This window comes from Carnobacterium sp., assembly GCF_040274425.1.
In genome coordinates, this window is record NZ_JBEMBC010000054.1 from 1 (window position 1) to 18,120 (window position 18,120).

Sequence of the window (18,120 nt, forward strand, 5' to 3'; positions counted from 1 at the left end):
CGCAAAAAAAGCTGAAAAAGTTTTTCTCGCAGCTGACCCGGATAGAGAAGGGGAAGCAATTGCATGGCATCTAAGTTTTTTATTAGGACTTGATGTAGCAGACAAAAATCGTGTGGTTTTTAATGAAATCACAAAGGACGCTGTAAAAAATGCCTTCAAAGAACCACGTTCCATTAATATGGACTTAGTAAATTCACAACAAGCTCGAAGAATATTGGATCGGCTTGTTGGATATACCATCAGTCCAATTTTATGGAAAAAAGTTAAAAAAGGCTTAAGTGCAGGAAGAGTACAATCGGTAGCGTTAAAGTTGATTTGTGAACGAGAAGATGAAATCAATCGATTTGAACCGGAAGAGTATTGGTCAATCGGAGCTAATTTCAAAAAAGATAAGAAAAAATTCAAAGCTAACTTTTATGGTTTAAAAGGGAAAAAACAAGCTTTGGGCAATGCTGAAGATGTCCAAAAAATTATCAAGAAACTAGATGGCGATCAGTTCGAAGTCATGTCTGTTACGAAAAAAGAACGGTTAAGAAATCCAGCGCTTCCGTTTAAGACAAGTAGTTTGCAACAAGAAGCCGCAAGAAAATTAAATTTTAGAACACGTAAAACCATGATGGTTGCTCAACAACTTTATGAAGGAATTTCGTTAGGTCGTGGCGGGGCTGTCGGTTTGATCACGTATATGCGTACCGATTCCACTAGAATCGCTCTTTCAGCTAAAAATGAAGCCGCGGAATACATCATTAAAGAATTTGGACCAGAATATGCAGCGTCTAAACCGCGAATTGGGAAAAAAGCTGAAGGCGATCAAGATGCTCATGAAGGTATTCGTCCTTCCAGTGTTTTACGAACACCAAAAGAAGTTGAAAAATACCTGACAAAAGACCAATACAAATTATACAATCTGATCTGGTCACGCTTAGTAGCCAGTCAAATGACTCCTGCTGTATTTGATACGATGAAGGTCGATATTGCTCAAAAAGATATTTATTTTAGAGCAAATGGATCTAAAGTTAAATTTCCTGGTTATCAAAAAGTTTATATTGAAGGCAATGATGAAGGTAAAGAAGAAAAAGAAAACTTATTGCCCGAAATGGAAAAAGGCGATAAAGTTAAGTCGATCGATATCGAACCAAAACAACATTTCACCCAACCACCTGCTCGCTTCTCTGAATCGACATTGATTCGTGTGTTAGAAGATAACGGTGTAGGTCGTCCTTCTACGTATGCTCCAACATTGGAAACCATTCAACGTAGGTATTATGTTAAACTCCAAAACAAACGTTTTGAAGTAACCGAACTAGGTGCAATTGTGAATGGACTCATCAATGAGTTTTTCCCTCAGATCGTGGATGTTCACTTTACTGCAGATATGGAAAAAGATTTGGATGAAGTCGAAGAAGGCAATAAAGAATGGGAAAAAGTTATCGATCAATTCTACCAACCGTTTGCGGTGGAAGTCGAAAAAGCAGAAGAGAACATGGAAAAAGTTCAGATCAAAGATGAACCAGCTGGATTTGACTGTGAACTTTGTGGTCATCCTATGGTAATCAAGTTGGGGCGTTATGGAAAATTTTATGCGTGCAGTAATTTTCCGGATTGCCGTAACACTAAGCCCATTGTGAAAGAAATAGGTGTTGCTTGTCCGGTATGTGGTGAAGGACACGTTATTGAACGGAAATCAAAGAAAAATCGTATTTTTTATGGCTGTGACCGTTACCCAACATGCGAATTTGTATCATGGGATAAACCAGTTGGACGTAACTGTCCGAAATGCGAACATTATTTAGTAGAGAAAAAAGCAAAAGGCAGCAAGCAAGTCATCTGCAGCAATTGTGATTATAAAGAAGAAGTACAAAAATAAAATCGCTAAACAAAACAATACTAGTTAAGTTTGAGTAGAAACAGCTCTCACTTAACTAGTATTTTTGCTTCTAAGGCAACAGATCTTCATGAATTCATTCGGATTTAATAACAATTGTTTAAAAATAGCTGAATTGTTTTAAAATTCAATTAATTTAAATCTTAATCGATTGTAATCTAAATATTTGTATGATAAAGTAGCTTTGTTGTAGGAGTGGAGGGATTATTCTTGGTAGATCAAACGATTAAAGAGACTTTCTTGCAGTATTTGATCACTGAAAGACACTATTCTGAGCTGACTAAAAAAGCGTATCAAGAAGATATCACTCATTTTGAATTATTTTTAAATCAAACAGGGGATACAGATTTTAATAGCGTTACTCTTCAGGATGTACGTATCTATTTAGGTGAATTAAATGAACAAGGATTAAGTCGAAACAGTATTTCAAGAAAGATTTCGAGCTTACGCGCATTTTATCAATTCTTATTAAAAAATCAGTTGGTTAAAGACAATCCATTTTCTTATGTCCATCTCAAAAAGAAAACGCTTCGTTTGCCTAAGTTTTTTTATGAAAAAGAAATGGATGCTTTGTTTGAAGCAGTAAAAGGAGAAGGTCCACTTGATTTTCGCAATGAAGCTATACTAGAGGTGCTGTATGGTACTGGTATACGAGTGAGCGAATGTAGTGGTATTAAGTTAAAAGACATTGATTTTGAATTAAGTGTCTTATTGATCCGTGGTAAAGGAAATAAAGAACGTTATGTTCCATTTGGCCATTATGCCGCTGTTGCGATCCGTGATTATATGGAAAAAGGTCGTACCCCTTTAATGACAAAACACAAACGGATCCATGATTTTTTATTTGTTAATCATCACGGTGACCCCATTACAGCTACTGGAATTGAATATGTCCTAAACCAAGTAATTAAAAAAAGCAGCTTAACATCTGACATCCATCCGCATATGTTGCGTCATTCATTTGCGACCCATTTACTGAATAATGGGGCTGACATGCGGACTGTGCAAGAATTATTGGGGCATGCGAGTTTATCTTCAACTCAGATATATGCACATGTAACTAAAGACCTTTTACAAAAAAATTATCGCCAATTTCATCCAAGAGCCTAAGTTTGGATAATTGACTGGAGGAAAAAATAATGACAGAATTTCATGCAACAACTATTTTTGCTATTCAGCATGATGGAAAATGTGCTATGGCCGGAGATGGTCAAGTAACTATGGGTGAACAAGTAATCATGAAAGGTACTGCTCGAAAAGTTCGTCGCATTTACAACGATGAAGTGTTGGTCGGGTTTGCTGGAAGTGTTGCAGATGCTTTTACTCTAGAAGAAAAATTCGAAGCTAAATTACATGAATATAAGGGAAACCTAACTCGAGCAGCTGTAGAATTGGCTCAAGAATGGCGTTCAGATCGTGCAATGCAAAAACTTGAAGCCTTACTGATCGTAATGAACAAAGAAGAGATGTTAATGGTATCAGGTGGTGGGGAAGTTATCCAACCAGATGATGGAATATTAGCCATCGGTTCAGGTGGGAACTTTGCTCTTGCTGCTGGACGAGCGTTAAAAAAACTTGGGAAAGATTTAACAGCAGCTCAAATTGCCCAAGAAAGCTTAACAACTGCTGCAGACATCTGCGTATTTACAAATCACAATATTATTGTTGAAGAACTATAAGGAGTGAACTAAATGATGACTAAAGAAGACATGACTCCAAGAGAGATCGTCGCTGAGTTAGATAAATACATTATTGGACAAACAATGGCTAAAAAGTCTGTGGCTGTTGCCTTACGCAACCGACAAAGACGTCTAAAATTAGATGAAGCTATGCAAAAAGAAATCACACCTAAAAATTTATTGATGATTGGTGCTACAGGGGTCGGTAAAACAGAGATCGCTCGTCGTTTAGCTACGATTGTTCAAGCACCATTCGTAAAAGTTGAAGCTACTAAATTTACAGAAGTCGGCTATATCGGACGAGATGTTGAATCCATGGTGCGCGATTTAGTAGAAGCTTCGATTCGAATCATAGAAAAACAACAATACTCACAAGTCTATTCTCGAGCAGAAAAAAATGCCATTGATCGTATCGTAAAACTATTGATACCAGGGATAAAAAAAGAACAACGACAAAGTACCAGCAGTAACCCTTTTGAGTCAATGTTTAAAAACATGGGTGTAGATCCTAATCAATTAGTACCACAAGCTGAAGAAGAGGAAGAAGAAGTAACAGAAGCCATTTCAACAGACCGTGAAAAAATGAAACAACAAATTCGTAATGGTCTTTTAGATGAAAGGGAATTGACGATACAAGTAGAAAGCCAAAAAAAATCAATGAATTCTCCTATGGGTGCCGGATTGGAACAAATGGGTATTGATTTAAACGAAACTTTAGGCGCTTTACGTCCGAAGTCAAAAGTTAAACGGACTGTTACTGTAAAAAAAGCCATTGAACTATTTACCCAAGAAGAATCAGCTAAATTAGTCAATCAAGAAGATATCCAATCGATGGCTGTAGACTTGGCACAAAATGCCGGTATCATCTTCATTGACGAGTTTGATAAAATCACTTCTAAAAATGAAAATAGTGGGACAGTCTCTAGAGAAGGTGTCCAACGCGACATTTTGCCCATTGTTGAGGGATCACAAGTTAGTACAAAATATGGTCCGATTCAAACCGATCATATCTTATTTATTGCCTCCGGAGCATTTCATGTTTCTAAACCAAGTGACTTGATTCCAGAATTGCAAGGAAGGTTCCCGATTCGTGTAGAGTTGGATGACTTAACCAAAGAAGATTTTGTTAAGATTCTTACGGAACCAAATAATGCGTTACTCAAACAATATATTGCGATGTTAGGGACTGAAAATGTCAACATCACTTTTACGTATGAGTCGATTGAACGGTTAGCTGAAATTGCTTATCAAGTAAATCATGAGACGGATAATATTGGAGCCAGACGTTTGCATACGATTTTAGAAAAATTACTAGAAGATTTGTTATTTGAAGCACCGGATATGCAAATGGGTGACATTACCATTACTGAAAATTATGTCAACGAAAAAATTGAACACATTGTAGAAGACAAAGATTTAAGTCGCTACATTTTATAAAAGAATGATGGAGGCTTCTCATGAATGATTTACTGCAAAAAATGCGAAAAATTAATTACCTGTTACAAACAAAGGGTGGCGTAGTAAAAACGGGTTCTTCAACGGATGGAAAATTAGCTTTCACCGATATGGCGATTGTATTAGGTGATATTCTTAATGCAAACACTTATTTGATTGATGACGCTGGAAACTTACTCGGCTATCATGAAAAACATGAAATCAATAACGAGCGTGTGAAACAAATGTTAGTGGATGAAAAGTTCCCGGAAAAATACACACGCAGTATGTTAGAAATTTATGAAACAAGAGCCAATATTGATATTGAGAGTGACTATACCGTTTTCCCGATTGAAACAAGAGATATGTTTGTAGAAGGCTTGACAACAGTCATTCCTGTTTTTGTAGCAGGGCAGCGTTTAGGGACGCTTTTACTCGCACGCTTGCAGCCCATGTTTGATGACACCGATTTAATCTTAGGGGAGCATGCTGCGACGGTTGTTGGAATAGAAATTTTGTTTAAGAAGTCTACTCAGATCGCTGAATCTGCTCGCAATACAGCGACTGTACAGATGGCTATCAAGACGTTGTCTTATAGTGAACTAAAGGCTATCAAGGCTATTTTTGAAGAATTGGATGGTACTGAAGGTCGTATAACAGCTTCTAATGTAGCTGATAAAGTTGGAATCACCCGTTCGGTCATTGTTAATGCCTTGCGTAAGTTAGAATCTGGTGGCATTATTGAATCCAGATCACTAGGTATGAAAGGCACCTATATTAAAGTACAGAATGAAAAATTTATTGATGCATTGGAGAAAGAATCGATTTATTAATGAATTTTAAAGTAGAATAAGTAATCCTTTAACTTAACATGAGTAAAGGATTACTTTTTTACAACTGTATATTCCGTAAGGATAGAAAGAATGAGTTGCAATATGAGGAGGCAAACAAAAATGATCACATTAAAGAATGACCTGTTAACGGTATCTATTTCTACAAAGGGTGCTGAACTTCAAAGTATCAAACGTACGGATGAAGGATTAGAATACTTATGGCAAGGAGACCCAGTTTTTTGGGGCAGAAAAGCTCCGGTTCTATTTCCAATCGTTGGGCGTTTAAAAAATGACGAGTATCGGTACAAGGGAAAAACATATGCATTAAACCAACATGGTTTTGCAAGAGATAGTGACTTTCAAGTAGAAGAGCAAACAGAGACGACTGTGCGGTTAACGACAACTTCTTCATTGGAAACAAAAGCATACTATCCATTTAATTTTCAATTAACGTTAACATATACCTTAGAAAAAAATACGGTTAATGTCAGCTATTTTGTAAAAAATACCCACGAATCTGAAGTGATGTATTTTTCTATTGGGGGCCATCCTGGATTCAATGTTCCTCTGACTAGTGATACCACTTTTGAAGATTATTATTTAACGTTCTTACCTAGACGATCTCGTCGCCAAATTCCATTGGTCGGTCCATACTTAGATTTAGAAAGTACCACGTTAGCTCAAACCAATACAGAGATCGCCTTAAAAAGATCCTTATTTGATAATGATGCTCTGATCTATGAAACCAAAGGAAAAAATATTTTTTCAATCAACTCTGAAAAAACAACTCATTCCGTATCAATCGATTTTGAAGGCTTTCCTTATACAGGTATCTGGTCTCCTCCTAAAAAAGATGCTCCTTTTGTTTGTATCGAGCCGTGGTATGGGATTGCAGATCCAAGTGAATTTACAGGTGAGTTGAATGACAAACTTGGTATACAACAACTAGAGAGTGCAGAGTCATTTTCTGCTAATTATACGATCTCTTTAACTTAAAAACAGTCAAAAAGGAACTGAGACATTATGTCCCAGTTCCTTTGATGTTACGTTCTATTAAAAAGAATCTTTCTCGTCTTTTTTATACCCTAGACCAAATGGAACTTTACTTTCTGTGCCGTTCCGGATACGTTTAATGTTTTCTCGATGTCTGTAAATAATAAAGAGGGTCAAGATAAACGCAATTGTTGTTAAGATCCAGTCCCCAATAAATAAACTCGAAAGGGTAATGAGTGGTAATGAGATCATACTTGACAGACTTACCATTCTGGTTAAGAATAATAAAACTATGAAGATACACACACTGTAAATAAAGAACGGCGGATTGTAGGCTAATAAAACACCAGCGCTTGTAGCAACCGCTTTGCCACCTTTAAACTGAGCAAATATAGGATACGTGTGGCCGAGGATAGCTCCTAAACCGATGACCATTGGATTAATTGGTACATGAAACAATAAAGGCAAACAAGCAGCCAGTGTTCCTTTTAATACATCAGCTAACAATACGACCGTTCCAGCAGTTTTCCCTAGTACTCTAAATGTATTCGTTGTTCCAGAGTTGCCACTGCCGAACTGACGGATATCTTTTCCGTAAATCTTTTTCCCGACCCAAACGCCTGAAGGAATCGAACCTAGTAGATAAGCAATAATAAACATGAGTATGATTTTAATCAACAAATTTCTCTCCTTGAATTGCAGTATACATAGTTTGAATAACGTATTCATCATTGTTAGAATAACGTATTCATCATTTTACCATTTATCGTATTAGAAGGCTAGATAAAAACCGTTTTATTCACAAAGCCTAATGAAGACTAATTAAGGATTATTTCTCCGTTGGCTTGCAATTCAAAAAAATAAATAGTTTAATGAGAAGAGAATTCTTCTTATTAAAAGGCGAACGTATTTTCGGTTTTTATAAAAAAAACTACTGTTTAGTGCTTTCTATTCCTTAAAATATAGAGTATGATTAAAAAGGTGCTTCACTAAAATGAAGCAGTTGATTGATGCCAGGATGGGTTAACCCTACTGGAGAAATAAAAAGAGACTAGAGAAAACTTTAAGATAAAGCAAGAAACTACTTGTGTCCAGTTAAAATAATGACCATTGTTTTGTTGAACAGATAAGTAGGAATCACTTTATGTTTAAAGCCTTAAGGAGTTTTAGTATGCCAAAAGAGTTAAATAAAGAGTATAACGATGATTCGATCCAAGTACTAGAAGGATTAGAAGCGGTAAGAAAAAGACCAGGTATGTACATTGGGTCTACGGATGCACGTGGTTTGCATCATTTAGTTTATGAAATAGTGGATAATTCAGTCGATGAAGCATTATCCGGATTTGGAACTGAAATCGATGTCACGTTGCATAAAGACAATAGCATTAGTGTCAAGGACAATGGACGCGGTATGCCAATTGGAATGCATTCATCTGGAATCCCTACTGTCCAAGTTATTTTCACAGTATTGCATGCAGGAGGTAAGTTTGGCCAGGGCGGTTATAAGACTTCAGGAGGACTGCATGGTGTGGGAGCAAGTGTGGTTAACGCACTATCTGAATGGCTTACCGTTACCATCATTCGTGAAGGTGTCCATTACCAACAAAAATTTGTTGATGGCGGAAAAGCCAAAGGATCTCTAAAGAAAATTAAAACCAATAATGAAAAAAATGGAACCATTGTGCACTTCAAGCCTGATCCTACGATTTTCACCACGACTAATTTATCGTACGATGTATTGGCAGAGCGTTTAAGAGAATCGGCTTTCTTACTAAAAGGTTTGCGCATAACCCTAACCGATGAACGGAACGAACAGTCAGAAGTTTTTTATTACGAAGAAGGGATTAAAGAATTTGTCAGCTATTTGAATGAGGACAAAGATAATTTAACACCTGTGGCCTATTTTGAAGGCGAAAATAACGAGATTGAAGTGGAATTTTCTTTTCAATACAATGACGGTTATTCTGAAACGATTTTATCGTTTGTTAATAACGTACGGACAAAAGATGGCGGAACACATGAAGCAGGTATGAAAACCGCAATCACGAAGACTTTTAATGAGTATGCGCGTAAAGTTAATTTACTGAAAGAAAAAGATAAAAATTTAGAAGGTACAGACTTTAGAGAAGGTCTAGCAGCCGTTATTTCTATTCGTATACCAGAGAATCTTTTACAATTCGAAGGTCAAACGAAAAGTAAATTAGGGACCCCGCAAGCTAGGTCAGCTGTAGAGACAGTTGTCAGTGATCAATTAAACTTTTATTTGATCGAAAATGGCGATCTTAGCCAACAATTGATCCGCAAGGCCTTAAAAGCAAGAGAAGCACGTGACGCGGCTAGAAAAGCGCGTGAAGAAAGTCGTAATGGCAAGAAGCGTAAAAAAAATGATACCCTTTTGTCTGGTAAATTAACACCGGCTCAAAGTAAAAATGCTAAGCGTAATGAATTGTACTTGGTAGAGGGAGATTCAGCTGGTGGTTCGGCAAAACAAGGACGAGACCGCAAATTTCAAGCAATCTTACCTCTTCGTGGAAAAGTTATCAATACGGAAAAAGCTAAATTACAAGATGTGATGAAAAATGAAGAAATCAGCACTATGATTTATACGATTGGTGCCGGTGTTGGACCAGAATTTGATATTGCAGACTGCAACTACGATAAAATCATTATCATGACCGATGCGGATACCGATGGAGCGCATATTCAAACACTGTTGCTAACTTTCTTTTATCGTTACATGAAACCTCTTTTTGAAGCGGGAAAAGTCTATTTAGCTTTACCACCGTTATACAAACTATCTAGAGGTCTTGGCAAAAAAGAAAAGATTGCTTATGCATGGACTGATGACGAGTTGGTTCAAGTCACAAAAGACTTTGGCAAAAATTATATTTTGCAACGCTATAAAGGTTTGGGTGAAATGAATGCAGACCAATTATGGGATACAACGATGAACCCAGATACTCGCACACTGATCCGCGTAAAAATCGATGATGCTGCTCAAGCTGAAAAACGTGTCTCTGTCTTAATGGGAGATAAAGTAGAACCTAGACGTAAATGGATAGAATCTCATGTAGAGTTTACGTTCGAAGAAGGCGGCAGCATTTTAGAAAACAGTCAAATTATGGATCAAATTGAAACAGTAGATGAAGGAAGTGTCGAAGATGGAGAATAGAGCGGATATTCAGGAATTAACCCTGGAAGAAGTAATGGGAGATCGTTTTGGACGCTATTCAAAATATATTATTCAAGAACGAGCTTTACCTGATATTCGGGATGGTTTAAAACCGGTTCAACGCCGAATTTTATATGCAATGAACGTAGAAGGCAATACGGCAGACAAAGGCTTTAGAAAATCAGCAAAAACTGTTGGTAACGTTATTGGGAATTACCATCCTCATGGAGATAGCAGTGTCTATGAGGCGATGGTCCGATTAAGTCAAGATTGGAAACAACGAGAAGTCTTGATTGAAATGCACGGGAACAACGGAAGTATGGATGGAGATCCACCGGCAGCTATGCGGTATACTGAAGCACGTTTATCAAAAATATCAGCTGAACTAGTTAGAGATATTGATAAAGAAACCGTTGATTTTGTTTTAAACTTTGATGATACAGATGAAGAGCCAACTGTATTTCCAGCTAGTTACCCTAATTTACTCGTAAATGGGGCTACAGGAATCTCTGCTGGTTATGCAACAGATATCCCTCCTCACAATTTAGGAGAGGTGATTGATGCGACGATTCACTTAATTGACCATCCAAATGCATCTGTAACAGATTTAATGCAGCACATTAAAGGACCAGATTTTCCAACTGGAGCTATTCTACAAGGTGTAGCTGGAATAAAACAAGCTTATGAAACTGGAAAAGGAAAGATTATTGTCCGTTCTAAAACCCGAATCGAAGAAGTTAGAGGCGGTAAAGAACAAATCGTAATCAATGAAATTCCATATGAAGTAAATAAAGCTGTTTTAGTTCGTAAAATGGATGAAATTCGGTTGAATAAAAAAGTTGACGGTATTGTTGAAGTCCGTGATGAATCGGATCGCAATGGTCTTCAAATAGTTATTGAGTTAAAAAAAGAAGCAAATGCGAACGGGATTTTAAATTATTTGTTGAAAAACACTGATTTACAAGTCGCTTACAATTTTAATATGGTAGCAATTGATAAACAAAGACCTAAACAATCTGGAATCAATCGAATGCTTGAGGCGTATTTAGAACATAAACGAGAAGTACTCACTAGAAGAACAAATTACAATCTTCGTAAAGCTGAAAGTAGACAACACATCGTTTCTGGTCTAATCAAAGCTTTATCGATTTTAGATCAAGTGATTGACGCTATTCGCAGCAGTAAAGATAAGAAAAATGCAAAAGAAAATTTGATTGAACGTTTTGATTTCACTGAGATCCAAGCTGAAGCTATTGTTTCTTTGCAACTGTATCGATTAACGAATACTGATATCACAGCTTTAGAAAGTGAAGCTGCTGCTTTAGATAAAGCAATCGCCTCTTACAACAAAATCTTATCAAGTTCTAAAGAGCTAGATAAAGTGATGAAAAAAGAATTAGCTGAAGTGAAGAAAAATTACGCTTCACCTCGACTTACTGTTATTCAGGATCAAATCGAAGAATTGAAAATTGATACTGAAGTTCTGATTGCATCTGAAGAGGTCATGGTTTCTGTTACAAAAGAAGGATATATTAAGAGAACCAGTCTACGTTCATATGGTGCTTCTAAACCTAATGAGATGGGAATTAAAGAAGGCGATTACCCACTCTACATTCAACAGCTGAATACGTTGAATCATCTTTTGTTATTTACCAGCAAAGGGAATATCATTTACCGTCCAGTTAATGAAATTTCTGATTTGAGATGGAAGGATATGGGAGAGCATTTATCACAAAATATTGCTTTTTCTGCCGATGAAACTGTTGTGAAAGTTTTTGGTATTACGCAGCAACTGCCTCAAGCTACATTTACCTTTATTACTAAAGAAGGGTACATTAAGCAAACTGCTGTTTCAGAGTACGTTATCGGCCGTAATTATAAGAATAAATCATTTTCAGCAATAAAACTAAAAACAAGTACGGATGAACTGATAAACATTATTTATACAGAAAATCCATTGTTAAAAGATGTCTTCTTAGTCACACATAGAGGATTTGGTTTACGCTATTCTTTAGAAGAAGTTCCAGTTGTCGGTTCAAAAGCGGCAGGTGTAAAATCAATCAATCTTAAAGAAGGCGACTATGTTATAAATGGCGTTTTAATAGATGTTGAAGCTGCTAAAAAGGAATTAATGATTTTAACGCATCGTGGGTCGATTAAAAAAATGAATATTATTGATTTTGAATCATTAGGAAGAGCTAAACGAGGGTTACTGCTCTTAAGAGAATTAAAGAAAAATCCTCATCGTGTAGCCTTTGCTTTTGAAGCAAGCAAAGAAGACCATTATGTTATCCTAACTTCGAAAGGTAAAGAAATTCCTTTATCTAGTGCGTCCTATGCTATAAGTGACCGTTATTCAAACGGATCATTTATTTTAGATGAAGTGGCAGATGGAACACCTATCGAAATCAAAAAAGATTTATTAGCTAAAGAGGTAAAATAGAAAAAAGGTGTAGCCTAACAGCTACATCTTTTTTTATCTGTTTTATAATTTAGTAGTACAGTTTGCTTTTATGTGAAAAGTTGTACAAAAATACATGGATAATAAAATTTGTTTTTATAGCTTTATCCTCTTTAAATTAATGTTTATAGTTAATAAAATATTATTTTAGTAACTAAAATCAATTGATTTGTTTAAAGTTCGTGTTATAATGAGCATGAACAATCTGTTAGATTAATTCAACAGATAAAAAGGAGGAAGATTGACCATGGAACAGTGGAAAGGCTTTAAAGGAAGAGTGTGGCAAGAAGAAATCAATGTACGTGACTTTATTCAACAGAATTATAAACCTTATGATGGGACAGATGAATTTTTAGAAGGTCCTACAGAAGCTACTGAATTATTATGGAAACAAGTAATGGAATTGAATACTAAAGAACGTGATGCAGGCGGAGTATTAGATATGGATACGAAAGTTGTTTCCTCTATCACTTCTCATGAAGCCGGTTACTTAAATAAAGAATTAGAACGTATTACAGGATTCCAAACCGATAAACCGTTTAAACGTGGGCTACAACCCTTTGGCGGTATCAGAATGAGTGAACTAGCCGCAGAATCATATGGATATGAAATCGATCCGGAAGTTTCTCATATTTTTAGAGATTACCGTAAAACACATAATCAAGGTGTATTCGATGCATACACACCTGAAATTCGTGCCGCAAGACGTAGTGGTGTAATTACCGGATTACCGGATGCTTACGGTCGTGGACGTATCATTGGTGATTATAGACGAGTTGCTTTATATGGTGTTGATCGTTTGATTGAAGAAAAGAAAAAAGATTTAGCCAATAAAGGTTACGGCACTATGAGTGAGGACATCATACGCGATCGTGAAGAATTAAATGAGCAGATTCGTGCTTTAAATGAATTGAATGAACTTGGAAGAATTTATGGGTTTGACATTTCACGACCAGCTCAAACGACACAAGAAGCCTTCCAGTGGTTGTACTTGGGGTATTTAGCAGCAGTAAAAGAACAAAATGGAGCTGCTATGTCTCTAGGGCGTACTTCTACATTTTTAGATATTTACATTGAACGTGATCTAGCACAAGGCAATCTTACTGAAGTTGAAGCACAAGAAATCACAGATCATTTTATTATGAAATTACGCTTAGTAAAATTTGCACGTACTCCAGAATACAATGATTTATTCTCTGGTGATCCTACATGGGTAACAGAAGCCATTGCTGGAGTAGGTGACGATGGAAGGCATCTGGTAACAAAAAATAGTTACCGTTTCTTACACACACTCTCTAACTTAGGTCCTGCTCCAGAACCAAATTTAACAGTATTATGGTCTACAAGACTTCCTGAAAACTTTAAAAAGTTTTGTGCAAAAGCTTCTATTGCGTCAAGTGCGATCCAATATGAAAATGATGACATCATGCGCTTAGAATGGGGCGATGATTATGGGATTGCCTGCTGTGTTTCAGCTATGCGTATCGGGAAACAAATGCAGTTCTTCGGAGCACGTGCTAACTTAGCTAAAACGCTCTTGTATGCAATCAATGGTGGGATAGATGAAAAAACAAAAGATCAAGTTGCTCCAAAATACCAACCAATTACTTCAGAGTACTTAGACTATGACGAAGTAATGGAAAAATATGATGTATTATTAGAATGGATTGCTGGATTGTATTTAAACACGTTAAATATTATTCACTTTATGCATGATAAATATTCATATGAACGCATAGAAATGGCATTACATGATAGTGATATCATGAGAACAATGGCTACAGGTATTGCAGGATTCTCAGTAGCAGTCGACTCATTATCTGCAATCAAACACGCAAAAGTAAAAACGATCCGTGATGAAAATGGCTTGGTAGTCGATTATGAAATCGAAGGAGATTACCCTAAATTCGGGAATAATGATGACCGTGTAGATGATATCGGAATTTGGTTGTTAAAAACATTTATGTCAAAAGTTAAAAAACATCCAGCATACCGTAATGCTGTTCATACTACTTCAATTTTAACGATTACATCCAATGTAGTTTATGGTAAAAAAACAGGGAATACACCAGATGGACGTCGTTCTGGAGAACCATTTGCACCTGGTGCGAATCCAATGCATGGCAGAGATACACATGGAGCTTTAGCAAGTTTAACTTCTGTTGCTAAAATTCCTTATAAATACTCACTAGATGGTATTTCAAATACATTCTCTATTATTCCTAAAGCATTAGGCAAAGAAGACGACATTCAACAAGAAAATTTAGCTAGTCTATTAGATGGTTATGCTAAAAAAGGCGGTCACCATTTGAATGTTAATGTCTTTAACCGCGAAACCTTAGTTGACGCGATGGATCATCCGGAAAATTATCCGCAATTAACCATCCGTGTATCAGGCTATGCAGTTAACTTTATTAAATTAACACGTGAACAACAATTAGATGTCATTAATCGTACCATGCACGATAGCATGTAACGTTTAAAAATGATAAAAGGAGTCATCGACATGACTGAGCCAGCAATTGGGTACGTACATTCAACTGAAAGTTTTGGATCGGTTGATGGACCAGGTATTCGTTTTGTAACCTTTATGCAAGGATGTCGTATGAGGTGCGAGTTTTGCCATAATCCTGATACATGGAACATGGGAGGCGGAACACCTTATACAGCAGATCAATTATTAGAAGAAGCTTTATCCTATAAAGATTATTGGGGAAAAAAGGGCGGTATCACTGTAAGTGGAGGAGAGCCACTCTTGCATATCGATTTTCTTATTGAGTACTTTAGAAAGGCCAAAGAAGAGGGGATACACACAACCTTAGATACTTGCGGGCAACCATTCACCTATGATGAACCTTTTTTTAGTCGTTTTGAAGAACTCATGAAGCATACAGATTTACTTTTATTTGATATCAAACACATTGACAATGAAAAACATAAACGTTTAACGATGCACGGTAATGAAAATATTTTAAATATGTCTAGTTATTTATCAAAAATAAATAAACCAGTTTGGATCCGTCATGTATTGGTACCTGAACGTTCAGATGATGATGATGACTTGATCCGTTTAAGTGAATTTATTCATTCTTTGGGAAATGTCTATAAAGTTGAAATATTACCTTACCATAAACTTGGTGTTTATAAATATGCTGCTTTAAATATTCCTTATAAATTAAAAGATATTGAGCCACCAACTCTTGAACGTGTAGAAAATGCGAATCGACTACTACGTGTGCAAGAGTACACCGGTTATCAAACACTATAGAGACAAAGAGAAGAAATAGGCTGATGCTTTTCAGTTTTATTTCTTCTTTTTCATTATTTTATGAAAATTAACATAATACTAGCTAAACTCGTTCATTTGAGATAAAATTTTAGTGTTAGTTATAGTTTAAAGGAGAGATAATAATATGAGTAAAGTTTTAGTTTTTGGTCATAAAAATCCAGATACAGATGCGATCACATCTGCAATTTCATTTGCTTACCTGCAAAATCAATTAGGTTATGAAGCAGAAGCCGTTGCATTAGGAGAAGTAGGCGAGGAGACACAGTATGCTTTAGACCACTTTAAAGTTGATGCACCACGTGTTATAGAAACAGCTGCAAACGAAACAGATAAAGTGATGTTAGTGGATCATAATGAATTCCAACAAAGTGTAAATGACATTGCAGATGTTGAAGTTTTATCTGTAGTAGATCATCACCGGATTTCTAATTTCGAAACAGCTAATCCATTGTATTACCGTGCAGAACCTGTAGGATGTACAAATACAATTATTGCAAAATTATTTAAAGAAAAAGACATCACGATCCCTAAAGAAATTGCGGGATTAATGTTGTCAGCAATTGTTTCAGATACATTATTATTCAAATCGCCAACATGTACAGATGAAGATATTTCTATTGCAAAAGAACTTGCAACAATTGCGGAAGTCGATGTTGATTCCTATGGTCTTGAAATGTTAAAAGCCGGAACAGACTTAAGCGATAAATCAGCTGCTGAACTATTAGATATGGATGCGAAAAGTTTCCCTATGGGTGATAAAAATGTCCGTATTGCACAAATCAATGTTGTAGACGTTAACGATGTACTTTCTATACAAACTGAATTAGAAAAAGAAATGTTAAACGAAAATCATTCTAAAAATTATGATTTATTCGTGTTAGTTGTTACAAACATCTTAGATAGTGATTCAGTTGTCTTAGCATTAGGAAATCCAATCAATGCAGTAGAAGAAGCTTTTAATGTGACTTTAGAAAATAATCGAGCTTTATTAAAAGGTGTTGTTTCTAGAAAGAAACAAGTTGTGCCACAATTAACTGCAGCATTAACAAAATAACAAAAGAAAAACTAGTTCATGACTTAATTTAGTTGCGAACTAGTTTTTTTGTTTTACAAAAGAAAAATCCTACTTAAATAGTATGTGTATTGAAAGAATAAGAATTAAAAGTCATTTAAAAGCATTTAACGGACAATGAATAACCAAAGGAATAGTAAATGAGCTTAAAAGTGTCCAAAATCGACACGAAATGAGCAAAATCCATAAAATACAACTTTACATCTACTTTGTATAATATATATTATGTAAACTAGAAAAAATGATAAAAAAGCACTCTTATTAAAGACAACCCGTTTTTGTCTATTTCCTCTCTTTTTAGATTCGTCTTATTAATTTCATTTTTTTCTTTATACAATTTATTTTTTCATGCGTTTATATTTTTTCAGTTCGATTCGTTATTTTTTTCGTGTATTCATAAGTTTTAATCAACTGCTTTTATTGATGAAGCATTCTTTACGAATCTAATTTTCGAACTTCTTTAAATAAATTATAAATAATAGTTTTGATTGCATTTTATTTTCAAATATAAATTTCCTGAAAACTAAAAAAATGTGAAAAAACCGACATAAACAATTATTTCGGTTTAACAATTAGTTAGTTTGCTATGAGTTTAAATTTTTTGATTTGCCATTATTTGATTGATTTTTTACGTTGGGTTAACTTTTTGAATTTACTCATAAGTTGATCTTTCTTTGATTCATTTATTTCTTTAGGTAAATCTGTTGTTAAATCAAGTTTTTTGTTGATTTTAGTGCCTTTTTTTAAGACGTTAGTTATAAGAAGAGATTTCGCCTTGAAATCTAACTGAAATAGTTGTTACTACATATCTGGGTATAAAAACTCTATTATATGAACCGATTGACCATGTAGTAAATGTGTTCATTTCGCTTTCATGTACTTCAGGTTCTACTCCGATGATTCAACTGTAGAGGCTTGCCTAAATAAAAATAGTGATCCTAAATCAGCAATGCTTACAATTTTTTCAACGTTTTTACTCCTTCTCCTTCTTATCTTCCAATAATTTTTGAATATTGGCGAGCAACTTCACAATAGACGATCCATAGTGAATAATAATAATGAACAAAGGTAACCAAGCTAAGAAAAAAACCATTCTCTCCCTCCTTTTCAACGAAAAGCGCTTTCAATAAATAACCTATATTGATAATACCATAACGAATGATTTTTATTGACATAATTTTTAAAAAAATTAAAATATTTTCAACTTATTTAGAAAATATTTTACAGAGAGCGTCAATAAGTTTGTGTAAATAAATCGCCCTTCTGCAAAATAATCTGTTACTTAGTAAACATTGAAGCTAA

12 protein-coding genes are annotated in these 18,120 nt (G+C 35.4%); 11 read left to right on the forward strand and 1 reads right to left on the reverse strand.

What is annotated here, in order from left to right; translation table 11 throughout:
* The 6 genes from topA to ABS911_RS10385 all read left to right on the forward strand — a co-directional run.
* Positions 1 to 1,867 (forward strand): type I DNA topoisomerase (gene topA / locus ABS911_RS10360; RefSeq protein ID WP_350467537.1); only part of this gene is annotated, 1,867 nt, incomplete at its 5' end.
* A 228-nt stretch (positions 1,868 to 2,095) separates the two neighbouring features.
* Positions 2,096 to 2,995 carry a tyrosine recombinase XerC gene (gene xerC, locus ABS911_RS10365; RefSeq protein WP_350467538.1) on the forward strand — a complete coding sequence of 300 codons (900 nt, stop codon included), beginning with the start codon at positions 2,096 to 2,098 and terminating at the stop codon, positions 2,993 to 2,995.
* A 29-nt stretch (positions 2,996 to 3,024) separates the two neighbouring features.
* Positions 3,025 to 3,564 (forward strand): ATP-dependent protease subunit HslV, encoded by a 540-nt coding sequence (gene hslV / locus ABS911_RS10370; RefSeq protein WP_350452073.1) that lies wholly within the window; start codon positions 3,025 to 3,027, stop codon positions 3,562 to 3,564.
* A gap of 15 nt (positions 3,565 to 3,579) precedes the next feature.
* Positions 3,580 to 5,001: an ATP-dependent protease ATPase subunit HslU gene (hslU, locus tag ABS911_RS10375; protein WP_350467546.1), complete on the forward strand. Its 1,422-nt coding sequence runs from the start codon at positions 3,580 to 3,582 to the stop codon at positions 4,999 to 5,001.
* Between the two features lie 20 nt (positions 5,002 to 5,021).
* Positions 5,022 to 5,831, forward strand: coding sequence for a GTP-sensing pleiotropic transcriptional regulator CodY (gene codY, locus ABS911_RS10380; RefSeq protein ID WP_350467539.1), 810 nt, complete (start codon positions 5,022 to 5,024; stop codon positions 5,829 to 5,831).
* A gap of 120 nt (positions 5,832 to 5,951) precedes the next feature.
* Positions 5,952 to 6,827, forward strand: coding sequence for an aldose 1-epimerase family protein (locus ABS911_RS10385; protein WP_350467540.1), 876 nt, complete (start codon positions 5,952 to 5,954; stop codon positions 6,825 to 6,827).
* Between the two features lie 57 nt (positions 6,828 to 6,884).
* On the opposite strand, the gene plsY is transcribed toward ABS911_RS10385, so the two are convergent.
* The gene (plsY, locus tag ABS911_RS10390; RefSeq protein WP_350467547.1) at positions 6,885 to 7,499 is read right to left on the reverse strand and encodes a glycerol-3-phosphate 1-O-acyltransferase PlsY; all 615 of its coding nucleotides are present in this window, start codon (positions 7,497 to 7,499) and stop codon (positions 6,885 to 6,887) included.
* A 496-nt stretch (positions 7,500 to 7,995) separates the two neighbouring features.
* Here plsY and parE point away from each other — a divergent pair, with 496 nt between their 5' ends.
* From parE to ABS911_RS10415, 5 genes are all read left to right on the forward strand, one after another.
* Positions 7,996 to 9,996 (forward strand): DNA topoisomerase IV subunit B, encoded by a 2,001-nt coding sequence (gene parE, locus ABS911_RS10395; RefSeq protein ID WP_350467541.1) that lies wholly within the window; start codon positions 7,996 to 7,998, stop codon positions 9,994 to 9,996.
* A complete protein-coding gene (parC, locus tag ABS911_RS10400; protein ID WP_350467542.1) occupies positions 9,986 to 12,439 on the forward strand; it encodes a DNA topoisomerase IV subunit A in 2,454 nt (817 codons plus the stop codon). Before parE ends, parC begins: the two co-directional genes overlap by 11 nt.
* 265 nt (positions 12,440 to 12,704) lie before the next feature.
* A complete protein-coding gene (gene pflB / locus ABS911_RS10405; RefSeq protein ID WP_350467543.1) occupies positions 12,705 to 14,933 on the forward strand; it encodes a formate C-acetyltransferase in 2,229 nt (742 codons plus the stop codon).
* 30 nt (positions 14,934 to 14,963) lie between these two features.
* Positions 14,964 to 15,725 (forward strand): pyruvate formate-lyase-activating protein, encoded by a 762-nt coding sequence (gene pflA / locus ABS911_RS10410; protein ID WP_350467544.1) that lies wholly within the window; start codon positions 14,964 to 14,966, stop codon positions 15,723 to 15,725.
* Positions 15,726 to 15,870: 145 nt separating this feature from the next.
* The gene (locus ABS911_RS10415) at positions 15,871 to 16,800 is read left to right on the forward strand and encodes a manganese-dependent inorganic pyrophosphatase (protein ID WP_350467545.1); all 930 of its coding nucleotides are present in this window, start codon (positions 15,871 to 15,873) and stop codon (positions 16,798 to 16,800) included.
* The last annotated feature ends 1,320 nt before the right edge of the window (positions 16,801 to 18,120 follow it).

Coding starts and splice junctions, on each gene's coding strand:
- ABS911_RS10385 (WP_350467540.1), top strand. CDS start 5,952: ATGATCACATTAAAGAATGACCTGTTAACGGTATCTATTTCTACAAAG.
- hslV (WP_350452073.1), top strand. CDS start 3,025: ATGACAGAATTTCATGCAACAACTATTTTTGCTATTCAGCATGATGGA.
- ABS911_RS10415 (WP_350467545.1), top strand. CDS start 15,871: ATGAGTAAAGTTTTAGTTTTTGGTCATAAAAATCCAGATACAGATGCG.
- parC (WP_350467542.1), top strand. CDS start 9,986: ATGGAGAATAGAGCGGATATTCAGGAATTAACCCTGGAAGAAGTAATG.
- pflA (WP_350467544.1), top strand. CDS start 14,964: ATGACTGAGCCAGCAATTGGGTACGTACATTCAACTGAAAGTTTTGGA.
- hslU (WP_350467546.1), top strand. CDS start 3,580: ATGACTAAAGAAGACATGACTCCAAGAGAGATCGTCGCTGAGTTAGAT.
- parE (WP_350467541.1), top strand. CDS start 7,996: ATGCCAAAAGAGTTAAATAAAGAGTATAACGATGATTCGATCCAAGTA.
- codY (WP_350467539.1), top strand. CDS start 5,022: ATGAATGATTTACTGCAAAAAATGCGAAAAATTAATTACCTGTTACAA.
- pflB (WP_350467543.1), top strand. CDS start 12,705: ATGGAACAGTGGAAAGGCTTTAAAGGAAGAGTGTGGCAAGAAGAAATC.